Origin of the sequence: Pseudomonas sp. BNK-44-b, from assembly GCF_047456245.1 — a bacterium.
GTDB lineage: Bacteria > Pseudomonadota > Gammaproteobacteria > Pseudomonadales > Pseudomonadaceae > Aquipseudomonas > Aquipseudomonas machongensis.
Map to the genome: position 1 here is coordinate 3,770,347 of NZ_CP179908.1, position 18,581 is coordinate 3,788,927.

General features: G+C 64.2%; 13 protein-coding genes and 1 pseudogene. 7 read left to right on the plus strand and 7 right to left on the minus strand.

Translation table 11 applies throughout. From position 1 onward, the window contains the following. The first annotated feature begins 22 nt into the window (after positions 1-22). The 3 genes from rdgC (at position 23) to sugE (ending at position 2,563) form a co-directional block, all read left to right on the plus strand. Positions 23-943, plus strand: a complete 921-nt coding sequence (rdgC, locus tag ACMGGG_RS17270) for a recombination-associated protein RdgC (RefSeq protein WP_054890921.1) — start codon at positions 23-25, stop codon at positions 941-943. 108 nt (positions 944-1,051) lie between these two features. Next, complete coding sequence (locus ACMGGG_RS17275) at positions 1,052-2,017, plus strand: bile acid:sodium symporter family protein (RefSeq protein ID WP_063545828.1); 966 nt, start codon at positions 1,052-1,054, stop codon at positions 2,015-2,017. 228 nt (positions 2,018-2,245) lie between these two features. Beyond that, positions 2,246-2,563 (plus strand): quaternary ammonium compound efflux SMR transporter SugE, encoded by a 318-nt coding sequence (sugE, locus tag ACMGGG_RS17280; RefSeq protein ID WP_063545829.1) that lies wholly within the window; start codon positions 2,246-2,248, stop codon positions 2,561-2,563. Between the two features lie 15 nt (positions 2,564-2,578). Here sugE and ACMGGG_RS17285 read toward each other — a convergent pair whose 3' ends face one another. After that, positions 2,579-4,453 carry an MFS transporter gene (locus tag ACMGGG_RS17285; RefSeq protein WP_414154120.1) on the minus strand — a complete coding sequence of 625 codons (1,875 nt, stop codon included), beginning with the start codon at positions 4,451-4,453 and terminating at the stop codon, positions 2,579-2,581. Between the two features lie 268 nt (positions 4,454-4,721). On the opposite strand from ACMGGG_RS17285, the pseudogene ACMGGG_RS17290 reads away from it, so the two are divergent. Both ACMGGG_RS17290 and ACMGGG_RS17295 read left to right on the plus strand, forming a co-directional pair. Beyond that, positions 4,722-5,786 (plus strand): annotated as a pseudogene (locus ACMGGG_RS17290) (methyl-accepting chemotaxis protein); the annotation flags it as partial. After that, a complete protein-coding gene (locus ACMGGG_RS17295; RefSeq protein ID WP_370671074.1) occupies positions 5,778-6,641 on the plus strand; it encodes a methyl-accepting chemotaxis protein in 864 nt (287 codons plus the stop codon). The pseudogene ACMGGG_RS17290 and the gene ACMGGG_RS17295, both read left to right, overlap by 9 nt. A 192-nt stretch (positions 6,642-6,833) precedes the next feature. Here ACMGGG_RS17295 and ACMGGG_RS17300 read toward each other — a convergent pair whose 3' ends face one another. From ACMGGG_RS17300 to ACMGGG_RS17315, 4 genes are all read right to left on the minus strand, one after another. Further along, positions 6,834-7,676, minus strand: coding sequence for an amidohydrolase family protein (locus ACMGGG_RS17300; protein ID WP_414154121.1), 843 nt, complete (start codon positions 7,674-7,676; stop codon positions 6,834-6,836). A 16-nt stretch (positions 7,677-7,692) separates the two neighbouring features. Beyond that, positions 7,693-8,967, minus strand: coding sequence for an MFS transporter (locus ACMGGG_RS17305; RefSeq protein WP_054890927.1), 1,275 nt, complete (start codon positions 8,965-8,967; stop codon positions 7,693-7,695). Positions 8,968-9,096: 129 nt separating this feature from the next. Further along, positions 9,097-9,828, minus strand: a complete 732-nt coding sequence (locus ACMGGG_RS17310) for a GntR family transcriptional regulator (RefSeq protein ID WP_200602979.1) — start codon at positions 9,826-9,828, stop codon at positions 9,097-9,099. A 208-nt stretch (positions 9,829-10,036) separates the two neighbouring features. Then, positions 10,037-11,176 (minus strand): TDT family transporter, encoded by a 1,140-nt coding sequence (locus ACMGGG_RS17315; RefSeq protein WP_414154122.1) that lies wholly within the window; start codon positions 11,174-11,176, stop codon positions 10,037-10,039. Positions 11,177-11,339: 163 nt separating this feature from the next. On the opposite strand from ACMGGG_RS17315, the gene ACMGGG_RS17320 reads away from it, so the two are divergent. Both ACMGGG_RS17320 and ACMGGG_RS17325 read left to right on the plus strand, forming a co-directional pair. Next, on the plus strand, positions 11,340-12,524 hold the full coding sequence (locus ACMGGG_RS17320; RefSeq protein ID WP_414155824.1) for an MFS transporter: 1,185 nt from the start codon (positions 11,340-11,342) through the stop codon (positions 12,522-12,524). Positions 12,525-12,637: 113 nt separating this feature from the next. Then, the gene (locus ACMGGG_RS17325) at positions 12,638-16,114 is read left to right on the plus strand and encodes a NahK/ErcS family hybrid sensor histidine kinase/response regulator (RefSeq protein ID WP_414154123.1); all 3,477 of its coding nucleotides are present in this window, start codon (positions 12,638-12,640) and stop codon (positions 16,112-16,114) included. Here the strand turns inward: ACMGGG_RS17325 and rmuC are convergent. Then, positions 16,086-17,459, minus strand: coding sequence for a DNA recombination protein RmuC (gene rmuC / locus ACMGGG_RS17330; RefSeq protein ID WP_177339363.1), 1,374 nt, complete (start codon positions 17,457-17,459; stop codon positions 16,086-16,088). The genes ACMGGG_RS17325 and rmuC overlap by 29 nt on opposite strands. 168 nt (positions 17,460-17,627) lie before the next feature. Beyond that, the gene (locus ACMGGG_RS17335) at positions 17,628-18,050 is read right to left on the minus strand and encodes a tetratricopeptide repeat protein (protein ID WP_054890932.1); all 423 of its coding nucleotides are present in this window, start codon (positions 18,048-18,050) and stop codon (positions 17,628-17,630) included. Positions 18,051-18,581 lie beyond the last annotated feature (531 nt).

Sequence of the window (18,581 nt, forward strand, 5' to 3'; positions counted from 1 at the left end):
CATTAAGGAGAGATTCCCCCTCATGTGGTTCAAGAACCTGCTGACCTACCGCCTGACCCAGGATGTCCCGTTCGAGCCTGAAGCGCTGGAGACCGCCTTGGCCAGCAAGCCGGCCCGCCCCTGCGCCAGCCAGGAGCTGACCACCTACGGCTTCGTCGCTCCGTTCGGCAAGGGCGAAGACGCTCCCCTGGTACACGTCAGCGGTGAATTCCTGTTGATTGCCGCACGCAAGGAAGAACGCATCCTGCCCAGCAGCGTGGTCAACGATGCGGTCAAGGAGAAGGTCGAAGAGATCGAGACCGAGCAGATGCGCAAGGTCTACAAGAAGGAACGCGACCAGATCAAGGACGAGATCATCCAGGCCTTCCTGCCGCGTGCTTTCATCCGCCGCTCGATGATCTTCGCTGCCATCGCCCCGCGCCAGGGCCTGATCCTGGTCAACTCGGCCAGCGCCAAGCGCGCCGAAGACCTGCTCTCCACGCTACGTGAAGTCATGGGTTCGCTGCCGGTGCGCCCGGCCACCGTGAAGATCGCCCCGACCGCGACCATGACCGACTGGGTCAAGTCGCAGCAGCCTGCCGAAGGCTTCTATCCACTGGACGAATGCGAGCTGCGCGACACCGCCGAAGACGGTGGCATCGTGCGCTGCAAGCGCCAGGACCTGGCCAGCGAGGAAATCCAGTTGCACCTGAGCACCGGCAAGCTGGTCACGCAACTGGCCCTGGCCTGGCAAGACAAACTGTCGTTCGTGCTCGACGACAAGATGGTGATCAAGCGCCTGAAGTTCGAGGAACTGCTGCAGGAGCAGGCCGAGCAGGATGGTGGCGACGAAGCCGCGCAACAGTTCGACGCCAGCTTCCTGTTGATGATGATGACCCTCAACGAATTCCTGCCGGTGCTGTTCGAAGCCCTGGGTGGGGAAGAGATTCCGCAGGGGGTCTGATTCAGGTTGAAAGGCCGGTGCTGGGTGGTTGTGTTGTCGCCAGCACCGACTTGTCCCGCGAAAGGGCCAGTGAATTTCACAAAGCTATAAATAGAAAAGGAATCCCCCATGCGCGCCCTCGCCGCCTTCAGCCGTTTCGTCGGCAACACCTTCGCCCTCTGGGTCTTGGTGTTCGCCTGCCTGGCCTTCCTGCAACCACAATGGTTCATCGCACTGAAGGTAGCCATCGTGCCACTGCTGGGGCTGGTGATGTTCGGCATGGGCCTTACGCTCAAGCTCGACGACTTCGCCGCCCTCGCCCGTCAACCCTGGCGCGTGGCGCTGGGAGTGGTGGCGCATTTCGTGATCATGCCGGGCGTTGCCTGGCTGCTGTGCCAACTGTTTCACCTGCCACCGGAAATCGCCGTGGGCGTGATCCTGGTCGGCTGCTGCCCGAGCGGCACCGCCTCGAACGTGATGGTCTGGCTGTCGAAGGGCGACCTGGCACTGGCCGTGGCCATCGCCGCAGTGACCACCCTGCTTGCGCCCTTGCTGACCCCGGCGCTGATCTGGTTCCTGGCCTCGGCCTGGCTGCCGGTCTCGTTCATGGACATGTTCTGGTCGATCCTGCAATTGGTGATGCTGCCGATCGTGCTCGGCGTGCTGGCGCAGAAGCTGCTCGGTGCGCGGGTGCAACTGGCGGTGCAGGTGCTGCCACTGGTGTCGGTGGTGAGCATCGTGATGATCGTCTGCGCGGTGGTCGCGGCCAGCCAGGCGAAGATCGCCGAGTCCGGCCTGCTGATCATGGCGGTGGTGATCCTGCACAACAGCTTCGGCTTCCTGCTGGGCTATCTGACCGGCAAGCTGTGCAAGCTGCCCCTGGCGCAGCGCAAGTCGCTGGCGCTGGAGGTGGGGATGCAGAACTCAGGCTTGGGCGCGGCCCTGGCAGCGGCGCATTTCTCACCGCTGGCGGCGGTGCCCAGCGCGCTGTTCAGCGTCTGGCACAACATCTCCGGGGCCTTGCTCTCGACCTGGTTCAGGCGCATGGAAGAGCCCCGCGGTGCCGGGGAGGAACAGGCGCAGGTCGGGCACTGAGCGGGCGGGCCTCTTCGCGGGCAAGCCCGCTCCCACAAGGTATACAGCTGTCTTGAGTTTGGGAGCGGCGGTTCGCCGCCGCGACTTGCCCGCGAAGAGGCCCGGACAGGCGCCACTTGCTTGTCACCCGGCAGATGTGCAATATAGTGCGCACTGTGAGGACGACCTCACGACGCAAGGCGTGACCAATCCGGGGACGGCCCCATCTTTCAACGATGGAGAATCATCATGTCCTGGATCATTCTGTTCTTCGCCGGCCTGTTCGAAGTCGGCTGGGCTATCGGCCTCAAATACACCGATGGCTTCACTCGCCCACTCCCCACTGCACTGACCGTCGCCGCCATGGCCGTGAGCCTGGGCCTGCTAGGCCTGGCCATGAAGGAATTGCCGCTGGGCACTGCCTACGCCATCTGGACCGGCGTCGGCGCAGTCGGCACGGTAATCGCCGGCATCATCCTGTTCGGCGAATCCATGGCATTGGTGCGCCTGATCAGCGTTGCGCTGATCGTCGCCGGCCTGATCGGCCTGAAGGTCAGCGCCAGCTGACCTTCCACCCTCCCCTCAACGCAAGTCGCCGCGCAAGGCACTGACTTCCTCGCGCAGCGCTTCAGGCTGGGCCGCCTCCACCGGGATGGCGGCACCCGCCACCAGAGTCACCCGCGACCACAATCGACGCAGGAAGCCCTTGGCCGGATCACGGCTGAAGAAACTCCCCCACAACCCCTGCAAGGCCAGCGGAATCACCGGCACCGGCGTCTCCTGGAGAATCCGGCTGACGCCACCCTTGAACACATCGATCTCACCATCGGCGGTCAGCTTGCCTTCCGGGAAGATGCACACCACCTCACCGGCCTGCAGGTACTCGGCAATGCGCGCAAAGGCCCGCTCGTACGTCGCCTCGTCCTCGCTGCGCCCGGCAATCGGAATGGCCCCGGCAGTGCGGAACACGAAGTTGAGCACCGGCAGGTTGTAGATCTTGTAGTACATGACGAAACGGATCGGGCGACGGATCGCACCGCCGATCAGCAGCGCATCGACGAACGACACATGGTTGCACACCAACAGCGCCGCCCCCTCGTCAGGGATACGATCGAGGTCGCGGTGCTCGACGCGGTACATCGAATGGCTGAGCAACCAGATCAGGAAGCGCATGGTGAATTCAGGAACAATGCGGAAGATGTAGGCGTTGACCGCAATGTTGAGCAGCGACACCACCAGGAACAGCTGCGGGATGCTGAGGTCGGCCAGGCTCAAGAGGACGATGGTGAGGATCGCCGAGACCACCATGAACAGGGCATTGAGGATGTTGTTCGCGGCGATCACCCGGGCGCGCTGGTCTTCAGGCGTACGCGCCTGGATCAAGGCGTACAGCGGCACGATGTAGAAACCGCCGAACACACCAAGCCCGACGATCGAGACCATGATCCACCAGGCCTGGCTCATGCCCAACAGGCTCAGCCAATCGTGCGGCGCAGCAGCGGCCGGCACGTCACCCGAATGCCACCACCAGAGCAGACCGAACAGGGTCAGGCCGAAAGAGCCGAACGGCACAAGGCCGATCTCCACCTTGCGCCCACTCAGGCGTTCGCACAGCAGCGAACCAACGGCAATGCCCACCGAGAACAGCGTCAGCACCAGCGTGACCACGGTCTCGTCGCCGTGCAGCCAGTCCTTGGCATAGGCCGGGATCTGCGTGAGGTAGATCGCCCCGACGAACCAGAACCACGAGTTGCCGACGATCGAGCGCGACACCGCCGGGGTTTGCCCCAGGCCCAGGCGCAGGGTGGCCCAGGACTGCTTGAAGATATTCCAATCCAGCTTCATCTGCGGCGCCACCGCCGCCGCCCGCGGGATCCAGCGGCTGGCCAGGTAGCCGAGCACCGCAGTGCCGACGATGCCTCCAGCCACCACCGTGGCGTAGTTGCCCGAGGACATCATCACCCCGGCACCGATGGTGCCGGCCAGGATCGCCAGGAAGGTGCCCATTTCCACCAGCCCGTTGCCGCCGACCAGTTCGTCTTCGCGCAAGGCCTGAGGCAGGATCGAGTACTTCACCGGCCCGAACAGCGCCGAATGAGTGCCCATGGCGAACAATGTCAGGAGCATCAGTTCCAGGTGATCACTGAGAAAGCCCACCGCGCCGATCAACATGATCACCACTTCAGCCAGCTTGATCGCACGGATCAACGCATCCTTGGCGAACTTCTCGCCAAACTGCCCGGCCAGCGCCGAGAACAGGAAGAACGGCAGGATGAACAGCAGCGCGCAGAGGTTGACCCAGATCGACCGGTCGCCCTCCAGGCTCAGCTTGTAGAGGATCGCCAGGATCAGCGACTGCTTGAACAGGTTGTCGTTGAAGGCACCCAGCGACTGGGTGATGAAGAACGGCAGGAAGCGCCGCTTGCCGAGCAAGGTGAATTGCGAGGAATGACTCATCGTCCTTGTTCCTGAGAGGGCGTTGTCAATTGGAGGTCCGCTCATCGCGAGAAGCCACAAATCTGCACGCGATTGCCCACCCCTGGCAACAGGCCTGCGAAGCGCATCACGCCGACGAACCAATTAATGGCTATATGCCATTATTTTTTCTGCAACCCCTTTTCAGAATGTTGCAAGGCTGCCGATAATTCATATAGATGACTACATCCGATAACAGGATCAGCCTTCGGCTCTCCTCCAACGCACAAGAAAAGGAGCACAGCAGCAGATGTTCACCTGGTTCGGCGATCTGAAGATCGCACACAAACTCGGCCTCGGTTTTGGCCTGGTCCTCCTGCTGACCCTGACCCAGTCGCTGATCGGCTGGGACGCCCTGGGCAGCCTGGTGCGGCGCAGCGAAGTGGTCAGCGACGTCTCCGCACTCAACGATGCCCTGGGCGATCTGCGCGAGGCGCGCTTGCGCCACGCCATGTCCAATGGTGACGAAGAACAAGGCAAGGCGTTGCAGCAGGCACTGGCGGCCTTCCAGGCCCCCCTGGCGAAACTCCACGGCATCCTGCGCAACGCGACCAACCTGCAGACCCTCGACAAGGCCGAGCAGGCCCTGCAGGCCTACGCGCGCAACCAGGAACAGAGCCTGCAGTCTTACCGCACCATGCGCGCGGCGCAAAAGGAGATGGGTGGGCTTGCCACCCAGTCGTTCGCCACGATCGACAGCATCCGCAAGCAGGTCCGCGCGTTGCCCGATGCCGAACAGCGCTACGTGCGCAGCGAAGCGATCAATCAGATCCGCGAGAACCTGATCCTGCTGCGCTACCAGGTGCGTGGCTACACCGGCAACACCAACACCGACACCGAGCAGGCGATGAATGCACAGATCACCACCACGGTGAACGACCTGCCAGCCCTGACCGCGGTATTCAATGGCCAGTTCGCCGAACAATTCCGCCAACTGAACGAACAGGTGCGCGCCTACGCCGCCGCCGTCGAGGCCTTCCGCGGCGAAACCCGCAAACTGATGGACTACCGCGCCAACATGGGCAATGACGTCGCGACCCTCACCACCCTGATCGGCCAATTGCTCGACAGCCAGGCAGTGGCCGTGGTCAATGACAGTCAGTTCGCCAAGACGCTGCAGTTCGCCACCACCGCCCTCGCCCTGCTGCTCGGTGCCCTGCTGGCGATACTGATCGCCCGGCAGATCAGCCAGCCGCTGCAACGGGTGCTGCGCGCCATGGAGCAGGTGGCCGACGGCAACCTGGGCGAACAACCCAGCAGCAATCGCCGCGATGAACTCGGCCAGTTGCAGAACAGCCTGCATGGCATGACTGCCAAGCTGCGCCAGCTGATCGGCGGCGTGCGCGACGGCATCTCGCAGATTGCCAGTGCCACCGAAGAGCTCTCGGCGATCACCGCGCAAACCAGCGCCGGCGCCAGCAGCCAGCGCCAGGAGACCGACCAGGTCGCTACTGCGATGCAGGAAATGGCCGCCACCGTGCAGGAAGTCGCGCGCAATGCCGGCGAAGCCTCGGTGGCCGCCAGCGCCACCGATCTCGAGGCTCGCGAAGGCGACAGTGTGGTCACCCGCGCCGTGACCCAGATCGGCCGCCTGGCCAGCCAGGTCGACGCCACCAATGAGGCGATGGACGCCCTGCGCAACGAAAGCCAACGCATCGGCAAGGTGATGGACGTGATCAAGGCCGTGGCCGAGCAGACCAACCTGCTGGCGCTCAACGCCGCCATCGAGGCCGCCCGCGCTGGCGAGGCCGGTCGTGGCTTTGCCGTGGTCGCCGACGAGGTACGCAGCCTGGCCCAGCGCACCCAGGCCTCGACCGAAGAAATCGAATCGGCGATCAGCAGCCTGGAGCAAGGCACGCGCTCGGTCAGCGACCTGATGGAAGAAAGCCAGAGCCTGACCGAAAGCAGCGTGGCACTGGTACGCGAGGCCGGCGTTGCGCTGGAGGGCATCACTCAGCGGGTATCGGGCATCCAGTTGATGAACCAGCAGATCGCCGCCGCCTCCGAGCAGCAGAGCGCCGTGGCCGAGGAGATCAGCCGCAGTGTGGTGACGGTGAGGGACATTTCCGAACAGACCGCCGAGGCCAGTGAGCAGACCTCGGTGTCCAGCGTCGAACTGGCACGGCTGGGTGGGCATTTGCAGCAGATGATCAGCCGGTTCCAACTCTGACAGCCCGAGCTCCCCTTGTAGGAGCGGGCTTGACCGCGAAAAACACACTTGCAGGAGCAACTGTCCTGCTCAAAATCGAAAGACCAGCCCAATCCCTGTAGGAGCGGGCTGGTCCCGCGAACACCGGCGTAGCCGGTGCCATGCATCACGGTATCCCTTTCACGGGCAAGTCGGAGCGACGAACCTCCGCTCCTACGCGAACCCGAACAACCCCCGCGCGGTGTCCACCAACAGCGCCCGACGCAGCGACGCCGAGCAGCCCAGGGCATCGAACTGCTCGACCACCGCGGTAAAGCTCATCACCGATTCATGCTGGGTATGCGGCCAGTCGCTGCCCCACATCAACCGGTCCGCGCCATAGTGCGCCTCCAGGGCGCACAGGGCCTGGCGGGCGAAATCCAGGTTCTGCCCAGGCGAGCCGCCCAATCGATAGATCCCCGATACCTTCACCCACACCGTGCCCTGCCCGCCGAGGGTCAGCAGCTCGGCAAATCCCGGCTGCCCCAACCCCAGGCGCGCATCCGGCCTGCCGAAGTGATCGATCACGATATCCACACCATAGGGCTGCAAGGCACGCACCAGTGCCGGTATATCGGCCACCTGTCGATGCAGTTCGACATGCCAGCCCAGATCGCCGATCAGCTCCAGCAGTGGCCGCCAACCGGCGTCGCGCAGATCAGGCAGGGCCTGCCCCATCAGATTCAGGCGCACCCCGCGTACACCGAGGCACGCCATCTGCTCAAGGGTGTCGCGCGCAACGCCAGGCTCGAGCATCACCACGCCGCGCAATTGCCTGGGCGCGGTTTGCAACGCCGCCAGCAGGTAGCTGTTGTCGGTGCCGAGAAAGCTCGGCTGCACCAATACGCCATGGCTGAAACCGTGCCCGGCCAGCTGGGCCAGGTAGTCGCCCAACGGCGCATCGTAGGTGGGTGCGTAACGGCGCTCTGCTGCCAGGTTCAGCCCACGGCTGAACACGTGGGCGTGGCTGTCGATCGCGGTGAATGGGGATACAGGGGTTTGCGGCATGATGCTCATTCGTGAAGATTGAAGGTTACTTGGCGACCACACCCGCAACCTGCGGCGAGACCGGAGCCTCGAGGTTGCGACCGCGGGTTTCCGGCAGACACAGTGCGGCGATCACCGCCACGCCGTAGGCGATGCCGGCATCGATGCCGATGGCGGCCCCCAGCGACATGGATTCGCTCATGTGACCGACCAGGAACGGGAACACGGCCGACAGCACCCGGCCGAAGTTGTAGCAGAAGCCCACCCCGGCACCGCGCACATCAGCCGGGTACAGCTCGTTGAAGAACGCCCCCAGACTCGCGGGAATGCCGGCGGCGAAGAAGCCCAGCGGGAAGCCGAGGAACAACATCTGCGTATTGCTCAGCGGGAAGAACACATAGGCCTGCACCGTCAGCACGCAGCACAGGGCGAACAACAGGATGTTCTTGCGCCGACCAATGCGGTCGATGAGCAGGCCACTGACCACGCAACCACACCAGAAGGCGAAGATGATCACCGCCAGGTAGCCGCCGGAGTTGAGCACCGAGAGGTTGCGCTCGGTCTTGAGGAAGGTCGGCAGCCAGGTCATCACCGCGTGGTAACCACCATGGGCACCCAAACCCAGCAGTCCGCCCAGCAGGGTCACGCGCAGCAGTTCAGGACGGAAGATGCCGGCCATGGACTTGGTGAAGCTGACGGGAATGGCCTTTTCCTTCTGCAGGCGCTGGAAGCTGTCCGGCTCGGGTACGTTGCGCCGCACCCAGATGATCAGCAGCGACGGCAGCAGGCCGACGAAGAACATCACCCGCCAGGCGAACTCCTGCGGCACCAGCGAATAGATCAGCGCAAACAGCCCCACCGCCAGGCCCCAGCCCACGGCCCAGGCGCTCTGCACCGTACCCATGACCTTGCCGCGGTATTTCGGGTTGATGGTCTCGGCCATCAGCACCGCGCCTGCGGCCCACTCGCCACCAATGCCGAAGCCCTGCATGGCCTTGACGAACAGCAGCGGGTAGAAGCCGGTGACGAAGGCCGACAGGAAGGTGAAGAAGGAGAACCAGAGGATCATCCATTGCAGGGTACGCACCCGGCCGTAACGGTCGGACAACGTACCGCCAAGCCAGCCACCGATCGCCGAGGTGACCAGCGTCAGGCCACTGATCAGCCCAGCATCGCCCTTGGTCAGGGAAAACGCGGCGATCAGCGCCGGGATGGCCAGGCCAAACATCTGCACTTCAAGGGCGTCGAGCGACCAGCCACCAAAGCAGGCCCAGAACGTCTTGCGTTCGCGCGAGGTGATTTCGCGATACCAACTGAACATGATTTCTTATCCTTCTATGTCGTGTGTGCGAGGTCAGGGGGCAGCCGGACGCACGCCGGCCAGGCAGGCAGAGCCACGGCGCCGTGCTGGCACGGCGCCGGACGTCACAACGGGGCGTGAAACGCCCGGTCAGCGAATATCGATGCGGTAGCGGAAGTGCTCGGCATGGCCGCGCGAACGGCGCCATTCCAACGGTTTGCCGGCGTAGTCACGGGCCAGACGCTCGATCACCACCACCGGGCTGCCCTCCGGCATCTGCAGCAGGCGCGCGTGAACGGCATCGACCGACTCGGCCGTGAGGGTCTCCTCGGCATAGGCCACCACCTGACCGCACAGCTCTTCGTAGATCGGGTAGAGCAGCGGGCCCTTGCGGTCCAGCTCGACCTCAAGCAGTGGCTGGAACGTCTGCCGTGGCAGCCAGATTTCCTCGGCCAACACCGGCTGGGCACCGAGCAGACGCAGGCGCACGATGTGAATGACGTCGGCTTCCGGCGCCAAGCCCAGGGCACTGGCAACCGCCGAGGGCGCCGGGACTGGCTCGATGGACAGGATGCGGCTCTCGGGCACGGCACGTTCGCCGTTGGCCGACTCGAAGCGGAAGAAGCGGAACAGCGAGGAATGGAACTGCGGGCGGCGAATGAAGGTGCCGCGGCCTTGCTGGCGCTCCAGCACGCCCTCGGTCACCAGCACATCGACGGCCTTGCGTACGGTGCCGACCGACATGTCGAACTCGCTGGCCAGGGCCGCTTCGGTGGGAATGGCCTCACCGGGGCGCCAGCGGTTGTTGGCGATCTGCTCGACCATATGGTCGCGCAGCTGTTGGTAGCGGGGCAGACGCGCATCACCGGGCAGTGTGTTCATGGGGCCTGTCTCTCGTCTTGTTATATAAACATATATATGAATTTTTCCGAGAGTATTCCTGCTGCCCTGAACGCTGTCAATCCTCCGCCTATCGGCTTGAAAGCCACGGTGGCTTCTTCGCGGGTAAACCGCTCCCACAGGTACGCAGCGTTCTCAAGCACTGCCAGGTAACCGGGGAGCGCGACCACCCACTAAAAGGTCAGCACATTCAACGATTTGCGATACAGGGCGAGGTGAACAGCTCACCACGCCAAGCGCCTTTGAGTGTGCGGCTCGCCACCACCAGCCAGAGCAGCGCCAGCATCACCACCAGCACCTGCCCGAACACCGTGAAGAAACCCAGGCCCAGCCAGGCCGCCAGCTTCAAGGTGGCGAGGCTGTAGACCCCCAGCGGGAAGGTGAAACCCCACCAGCCCAGATTGAACGGCATGCCCTGGCGCATGTAGCGCAGGGTGATCAGTACCGCGGTCAGCAGCCACCACAGGCCGGCTCCCCACAACACCATCCCGGCCACCAGCCCCAACCCGCGTGCCACTTCACCCAGGTTCCCCAGGCCATTGGCCGCGAACACCGCCGGTGCATCGCCGCCCAGCAGCAGCATGCCCAGCGCCCCGGTGCCGATCGGGCCCAGCGCCAGCCAGCTGGATGCGGCCATGTTGGCCGGCGGCAGCTTGTGCAGCGCCATGCGCAGCATCAGGATGGTCAGGATGCTGAACGCCACCGGCAGCGACACCGCCCACAGTACGTAGCTGGTCACCACCACCAGGAACTGCGCATGGACATCCGCCAGGTGCGGCGCCAGCAGGCCACCGCTGGCCGCCGCCACCTCGGCCGCTACCACCGGCAGCAACCACACTGCAGTCATCTGGTCGATGCTGTGCTCCTGGCGGGTGAACATCAGATAAGGGATTGCCACGCCACACAGCAGTGCCAGCGCCACGTCAACCCACCAGATCGCCTCGACCCAAGGCACCACGCCGTCGCCCCAGCGCTCGAGGCCAAACACCAGCGCGCCATTGAGGATGGTCGCCAGGCCCATGGGGATGGTGCCGAAGAACATCGAGACCGTGGAATGGGCGAAGATCCGCCGTGCCTCGTCGAAGAACAGCAGCCAGCGCGCGCCGTACAGGACGCAGAACAGGATGAACAGGCCGATGGTCAGCCACCACAACCCCTCTGCCGCGCCGTGCAGAGCCGGAATCTCCAACTGCCGCAAGGCCAGGGCCAGAACGCCGGTGCCCATGGTCGCGGCAAACCAGTTCGGGGTGAACTGACGGATCACTTCCAGCGGGCGGGCCAACTGGTGGAAGGGCCGCAAGGACGCAGCGCGGGTCTGTGGGCAGGTCATGGCAAAGATTCCTCGTGTAAGGTGGAATCATCTTATGCCCGTAAAGAATATCCATATAACGGTTATTTTCTCTATCTGTTATCTATTTTGCAGATATAGCGCAAGCCAGAGCCGGTGGCTTATGCTTGCTGCCTGCGACAACTCCAACAACAAGGACGTGGCAATGCTCGCCGCACTCAAACGCTACCCTTCCGCTGTCCGCCTGCTGCTGCTCACCACCTTCGTGCTGACCCTGGCGCGCGCGATCACCCTGCCCTATCTGGTCGTCTATCTGTCGGACAGTTTCCAGATGTCGGTCAGCCATATCGGCCTGCTGATCGGCGGGGCACTGATCGTCGCCTCGTTGCTGAGCCTGTATGGCGGACATCTGGTCGACACGCTGCGCAACCATACGGTGATCATCGTCGCAACCCTGGTGTTCACGCTGTCGTTCGCCGTCGCCATGTTGAGCCCCTCGGTGGCGCTGTTCTTCCTGTGCCTGGTGCTGATCAACCTCGCCCTGGCGGTGGTCGACATCGCCAGCAAGGCCGGATTCTGCGCCCTGCTGCCGGTGGAGGAGCGCGCCGAGGTGTTCGCCATCAAGTACACCCTCAGCAACATCGGCTATGCCGTCGGCCCGCTGCTGGGGGTGGCGCTGATCGAGCTCGATGGCCATCTGCCGTTCCTGGTCTCGGCGCTGATCGGCCTGCTCATGTGCCTGGTCTACCAGCGTCTGGGCGATCGGCAGTTACGCCCCAGCGAGCCGCAACTGCCCGGCGCCGGCTTCATGCAAGTGGCTATCGGGCTGACGCGTGACCGGCGCCTGGTGTGCTTCACCCTGGGCGGCGCCCTCAGTGCAGTGGTGTTCGGCCAGTTCACCGCCTACCTGTCGCAATACCTGGTGGTGACGGCCCACGCCAGCGAAGCGGCGCGGTTGGTCGGGGTGCTGGTGACGACCAACGCCGTGACGGTGATCGCCCTGCAATACCTGATCGGCAGACGCATCAGCCGCCAGTACCTGATGCCCTGGCTGATGGCCGGGATGGCGCTGTTCATCGCCGGGCTGCTGGGCTTTTCGCTGGCAGGCTCGGTGCTGGGCTGGTGCCTGGCAATGCTGGTGTTCACCCTCGGCGAGATCATCGTGATCCCGGCGGAGTACATGTTCATCGACCTGATCGCGCCGGAGCATCTGCGCGGCGTCTACTATGGCGCGCAGAACCTCTCCAACCTCGGCGCGGCACTGGGGCCGGTACTGGTCGGGTTTGCCCTGGGGTATGTAGTGCCGGTGGCGGTGTTCTACCTGCTGGTGCTGTCGGTGCTGCTGGCAGCACTGTTCTATTACCTGGGGACGCGGGGGGCGAAGGTCTAGAGCGCCCCCTGCGACCACCTGCCACTGCGACCATCGTCTGCGCTGACGAACCCGCGCCCGCGTGCCAGACTGATTGATCGGGACCGCGTTTTCATTTTTGCTCCGGAGTTTGCATGTCGTTGTCCAGCGGGCTGATCGCCGTGGTCGCCCTGGCCTATATGGCCGTCATGTTCGCCATCGCCTTCTACGGCGACCGTCGCAGCACGCCGTTGCCGCCGCGCCTGCGCGCCTGGGTGTACAGCCTGTCGCTGGCGGTGTACTGCACCAGCTGGACGTTCTTCGGCGCCGTCGGCCAGGCGGCCGAGCAGCTCTGGGCGTTCCTGCCGATCTACCTGGGCCCGGTGCTGCTGCTGATCTTCGCACCCTGGGTGCTGCAGAAGATGGTGCTGATCAGCAAGCAGCAGAACATCACCTCGATCGCCGACTTCATTGCCGCCCGCTACGGCAAGTCGCAGACGCTCGCGGTGGTGGTTGCACTGATCTGTCTGGTCGGCGTGCTGCCTTACATCGCCCTGCAGCTCAAGGGCATCGTGCTCGGCGTCAACTTGCTGATCGGGGCCACTCCCGACGCTACCGGCACCCGGGTGCAGGACACGGCGCTGGTGGTGTCGCTGGTGCTGGCGCTGTTCGCCATCGTCTTCGGCACGCGCAGCCTGGATGTCACCGAGCACCATCGCGGCATGGTGCTGGCGATCGCCTTCGAGTCCCTGATCAAGCTGCTGGCGTTTCTTGCCGTGGGCGCCTTCGTGGTGTTCAACCTGTATGACGGCTTCGACGACCTGTTCAGCCAGGCGCGCCAGTCGATCCACCTGGAAAGCTATTGGCAGGAGACGATCAACTGGCCATCGATGGTGGTGCAGACCGCCGTGGCGATGATGGCGATCATCTGCCTGCCGCGGCAGTTCCACGTCACCGTGGTCGAGAACATCGAGCCTCAGGACATGCGCCTGGCCCGCTGGGTGTTCCCGCTGTACCTGGTGCTGGCGGCACTGTTCGTGGTGCCGATCGCCCTGGCCGGGCAGATGCTGCTGCCGGGCACGGTGATTTCCGACTCCTTCGTCATCAGCCTGCCGCTGGCCGAAGCCCACCCGAGCCTGGCCCTGCTGGCTTTCATCGGCGGCGCTTCGGCCGCTACCGGCATGGTGATCGTCGAGGCGGTGGCGCTGTCGACCATGGTGTCCAACGACATGCTGCTGCCCTGGCTGCTGCGACGCACCAACGCCGAGCGCCCGTTCGAGGCGTTCCGTCACTGGATGCTCTCGGTGCGCCGGGTGACCATCGTGGTCATCCTGCTGCTGGCCTACGTGAGCTATCGCCTGCTCGGTTCCACCACCAGCCTTGCGACCATCGGCCAGATCGCCTTCGCCGCAGTCACCCAGCTGACCCCGGCGATGCTCGGCGCCCTGTACTGGAAGCAGGCCAACCGCCGCGGCGTGTTCGCCGGCCTCGCTGCGGGCATCTTCCTGTGGTTCTACACCCTGGTGCTGCCGATCGCCGCCCATAGCCTGGGCTGGTCACTGCAGTTGTTCCCCGGCCTTGCCTGGCTGCACGGCAACCCGTTGGACCTGCCGATCACCCCGCTGACACAAGGGGTGGTGCTGTCGCTGGCGGGCAACTTCATGCTCTTTGCCTGGGTCTCGATTCTGTCGCGCACCCGGGTTTCCGAGCACTGGCAGGCCGGGCGCTTCATCGGCCAGCAAACCAGCGCCCGCCCCAGCAGCCGCCCCCTGCTGGCCGTGCAGATCGACGATCTGCTCAACCTTGCCGCGCGTTTCGTCGGCGAGGAACGCGCGCGGCAGAGCTTCATCCGCTTCGCCTACCGCCAGGGCAAGGGCTTCAACCCCAACCAGAACGCCGACGGCGACTGGATCGAACACACCGAGCGTCTGCTCGCTGGCGTGCTCGGCACCTCCTCCACCCGTGCGGTGGTCAAGGCCGCCATCGAAGGCCGCGACATGCAGCTCGAAGACGTGGTGCGTATCGCCGACGAAGCCAGCGAGGTTTTGCAATTCAACCGCGCCCTGCTGCAAGGCGCCATCGAGAACATCAACCAGGGCATCAGTGTGGTCGACCAGAACCTGCATCTGGTGGCCTGGAACCGTCGATATCTCGAACTGTTCAATTACCCCGACGGGCTGATCAGTGTCGGCCGACCGATCGCCGACATCATCCGCTACAACGCCGAGCGCGGCCTGTGCGGCCCGGGCGAGGCGCAGGTGCACGTGGCGAGGCGCCTGCACTGGATGCGCCAGGGCCGGGCGCACACCTCGGAACGGTTGTTCCCCAACGGGCGGGTGATCGAACTGATCGGCAACCCCATGCCCGGCGGTGGCTTCGTCATGAGCTTTACCGACATCACCCCGTTCCGCGAAGCCGAACAGGCGCTCAAGGACGCCAACGAGGGCCTGGAGCAGCGCGTGGCCGAACGCACCCACGAGCTGTCGCAACTGAACCAGGCGTTGTCGGAAGCCAAGAGCCATGCCGAGGCGGTCAGCCAGTCCAAGACCCGCTTCCTCGCTGCCGTCAGCCACGACCTGATGCAACCGCTGAATGCCGCGCGGCTGTTCTCCGCCGCCCTGTCACAACAGGCCGAGGGCCTGAGTGAAGAGGCCCAGCAGCTGGTGCAGCACATGGACAGCTCGCTGCGCTCGGCAGAGGAATTGATCAGCGACCTGCTGGACATCTCGCGCCTGGAGAACGGGAAGGTCACCCCCGACATCAAACCCTTCGCGCTCAACGAACTGTTCGACACCCTGGGCGCCGAGTTCAAGGTACTGGCGGCCGAGAAAGGCCTGGAATTCCGCCTGCGCGGCAGCCGGCTGCAAGTCGCCAGCGACATGAAACTGTTGCGCCGGGTGCTGCAGAACTTCCTCACCAACGCCCTGCGTTACGGCAAGAGCCCGATCCTGCTGGGCGCTCGACGCGAAGGCGAGCACCTTTGGCTGGAAGTCTGGGATCGCGGTCCGGGCATTGCCGACGACAAACTGCAGGTGATCTTCCAGGAGTTCAAACGCCTGGACAGCCATCAGACCCGCGCCGAAAAAGGCCTGGGCCTGGGCCTGGCAATCGCCGATGGCCTGTGCCGGGTGCTCGGGCATCGCCTGGAAGTGCGCTCGTGGCCAGGCAAGGGCAGCGTGTTCCGGGTCAGCGTGCCGATCGCCAGGCATCCCGTCGCAGCGCCCGCAGCGCCCGCGGAACCGGGCGGGCAACCGCTCGCCGGGCTGCAGGTGCTGTGCGTGGACAACGAAGACAGCATCCTGATCGGCATGAACAGCCTGCTCGGGCGTTGGGGCTGCCAGGTCTGGACCGCACGCAACCAGGCCGAGTGCGAGGCGCTGCTATTGAAGGGCATGCGCCCGCACCTGGCGCTGGTGGACTACCACCTGGACGACGGCGAAACCGGTACTGGCCTGATGGCCTGGCTACGCACGCGCCTGGGCGAACCCGTTCCAGGCGTGGTGATCAGTGCCGACGGGCGCAACGAAACCATCGCCCAGGTGCATGCTGCAGGGCTGGACTACCTGGCCAAGCCGGTCAAGCCCGCCGCCCTGCGTGCGTTGCTCAATCGGCATCTGAGCCTGGTTCAGTAAGCGTCGCATCGGCCAGCGCCTCATCCGACAGCGCCCGCTCCAGCAGGTCGGCAGGCAAGCTCTTGCTGGCGCGCGCGCCCAGCAGCTTGAGCTGCTCGCTGCGGCTGATCAGATTGCCGCGCCCTTCGCACAGTTTGTTGCGCGCTGCGGCGTAGGCCTTGTCGACCTGCTGCAGGCGCGCACCGAGCTCGTCCAGGTCCTGGATGAACAGCACGAACTTGTCGTACAGCCAACCCGCACGCTCGGCGATCTCGCGGGCGTTCTGGCCCTGACGCTCCTGCTTCCACAGGCTGTCGATGACCCTCAGGGTCGCGAGCAAGGTGGTGGGGCTGACAATGACGATCTGTCGGTCGAAGGCTTCCTGGAACAGGCCCGGCTCCGCTTGCAGCGCTGCCGAGAAGGCCGCTTCGATGGGTACGAACAGCAATACGAAATCCAGGCTGTGCAAGCCATCCAGCCGGCTGTAATCCTTGCTGGAGAGGCCTTTGACGTGACTGCGCAAGGACTGCACGTGCTGTTTGAGCGCCGCCTCGTCATTGCCGGAGACGAACTGTTGGTAGGCGGTGAGGCTGACCTTGGCATCGACCACCACTTGCTTGTCCCCCGGCAGCATGATCAGCACATCGGGCTGGAAACGCTCGCCATCGGCGCTCTTCAGGCTGACCTGGGTCTGGTACTCGCGGCCTTTCTCAAGGCCCGCATGCTCCAGTACCCGCTCGAGAATCAGCTCGCCCCAGTTGCCCTGGGTCTTCTGGCCCTTGAGCGCCTGAGTGAGATTGGTGGCCTCATCAGACAGGCGCAGGTTGAGTTGCTGCAGGCGCTCAAGCTCCTTGCCCAGCGAGAAGCGCTCGCGGGCCTCCTGCTGGTAGCTCTCTTCGACACGCTTTTCGAAGGCCTGGATGCGCTCCTTGAGCGGATCGAGCAATTGTCCCAGGTGCTGTTGACTGGTCTGGGCGAAGCGCTGCTCGCGCTCGTCGAAAATCTTGGTGGCCATCTCGGCGAACTGGGCACGTAGCGTATCGCGGGCTTCCTGCAAGTCGTCCAGGCGCTGGGCGTGGCTTTCCTGCTGCTCGCGCAGTTCGGCGTCCAGCCGCGCAACCTGAGCCTCCAGGCGACGCAGTTCGGCTTCGCGGGTAGCGCGCTCCAGGTTCCAGGCATGGGCGGCATCGCGCGCGTTGTCGCGCTCGATCTGCAACAGTTCCAGCTCGCGATTCTGCGCGGCAAGCGTCGCCTGTTTGTGGCTGTTGGCTTCGCTGAGGTCGCTGATCTCGTCGCGGCAGGCTTCGAGCTGCGCCTGCAGGCCAGCCTGGGCCAACTGCGCGGCACTCAGGCGTTCCTGCATCAGGCCGGTTTCGGTTTGGCGGGCGGCGAGCCGACGCTGGACCTGCAACACCCACCCCAGGCACGGCACCGCGGCAGCCACGATGCCCAATAGAATACTGGCCAGGTCCACTGCCATGCTTGCTCCGGTCAACGCTTAGATTGTGCGCAGCTTACAGGTTTTTTGCCGGTGCTATTGCACCGAAGGCAGCAGGCCAAGCAGCCGCCGCGCCTCCTGCGAACCCTGTCCCGCCGCCAGCTCCAGCCAGTACCGCGCTTGCTCGGGATCCTGCGCCTGGCACAACCGGCCATATTCGAGCTGAGCCCGACTGTCACCGGCGCGGGCGGCCTGGCGCAGCAGCTCATGGCCGATACGCCGATCCCGCGCAGTGCCACAGTCACGGCAGAGCATCTGCCCCAGGCGACTCTGCGCTACCACCACGCCCTGCCGGGCGGGTTGCTTGAGCATGCGCCCAGCGAGGTGCTTGACGCTGCGCTTGTCAGCCAGGCGCGGGTTGTCGAGCAGCCACAGGGCCACTTTCAGGGAAAAGCGCTTGGGAGAAACCAACGGCGCAATGGCGGGGGAACCGGCGGGGGATTTACCACGAAACTTCATGACAACAGCGATGGTGATTCGAGAGGCGCGCCACTCTACTCGATTTTTTTGACAAAGGCCCGGGGCAACGTTGGGGCGTCGGAAAAAAATATTTCATGGTTCTTTTCTTGACGTTTTCACCCCAGAGAAAGGCGGTAAGTATTTTCCATGGCTAGGTGTCAGACCCTTCCCAAAACAGCTGGCACGCCCGTCCTAGAGCAAGCCCTAGGGACAATCCACAGAACCTGTGGATAACTCGGTGGACAACCCCCCCTTGGCGCCCGCAAACCCCTGTGGAATGGGGCTTACAGTCAAACTGACGATTTTTTCACCAGCCTAAATAAGTGTTTTTTTTCATTGACTTAAGGGCTCAGTCAAGTCATTGGCGGCGCCCGGCGAAGACGTTGCAGAACAGTTACAAGTCATGCTCCAAGTGTGCACAAGTGCGCCAACAAAGTGCGCGGGCTTGCACCACGGCGGGAAAACAGCGCCGTTTCGCCGCAATTCACTTCTTCACAGATGACCTGCAAACAGAGATAATGATCGGCTTCG

Excerpts from the sequence above, each read along its gene's own strand:
- rdgC (WP_054890921.1), top strand. The coding sequence starts at position 23 with ATGTGGTTCAAGAACCTGCTGACCTACCGCCTGACCCAGGATGTCCCG.
- ACMGGG_RS17275 (WP_063545828.1), top strand. The coding sequence starts at position 1,052 with ATGCGCGCCCTCGCCGCCTTCAGCCGTTTCGTCGGCAACACCTTCGCC.
- sugE (WP_063545829.1), top strand. The coding sequence starts at position 2,246 with ATGTCCTGGATCATTCTGTTCTTCGCCGGCCTGTTCGAAGTCGGCTGG.
- ACMGGG_RS17285 (WP_414154120.1), bottom strand. The coding sequence starts at position 4,453 with ATGAGTCATTCCTCGCAATTCACCTTGCTCGGCAAGCGGCGCTTCCTG.
- ACMGGG_RS17295 (WP_370671074.1), top strand. The coding sequence starts at position 5,778 with ATGACTGCCAAGCTGCGCCAGCTGATCGGCGGCGTGCGCGACGGCATC.
- ACMGGG_RS17300 (WP_414154121.1), bottom strand. The coding sequence starts at position 7,676 with ATGAGCATCATGCCGCAAACCCCTGTATCCCCATTCACCGCGATCGAC.
- ACMGGG_RS17305 (WP_054890927.1), bottom strand. The coding sequence starts at position 8,967 with ATGTTCAGTTGGTATCGCGAAATCACCTCGCGCGAACGCAAGACGTTC.
- ACMGGG_RS17310 (WP_200602979.1), bottom strand. The coding sequence starts at position 9,828 with ATGAACACACTGCCCGGTGATGCGCGTCTGCCCCGCTACCAACAGCTG.
- ACMGGG_RS17315 (WP_414154122.1), bottom strand. The coding sequence starts at position 11,176 with ATGACCTGCCCACAGACCCGCGCTGCGTCCTTGCGGCCCTTCCACCAG.
- ACMGGG_RS17320 (WP_414155824.1), top strand. The coding sequence starts at position 11,340 with ATGCTCGCCGCACTCAAACGCTACCCTTCCGCTGTCCGCCTGCTGCTG.
- ACMGGG_RS17325 (WP_414154123.1), top strand. The coding sequence starts at position 12,638 with ATGTCGTTGTCCAGCGGGCTGATCGCCGTGGTCGCCCTGGCCTATATG.
- ACMGGG_RS17335 (WP_054890932.1), bottom strand. The coding sequence starts at position 18,050 with ATGAAGTTTCGTGGTAAATCCCCCGCCGGTTCCCCCGCCATTGCGCCG.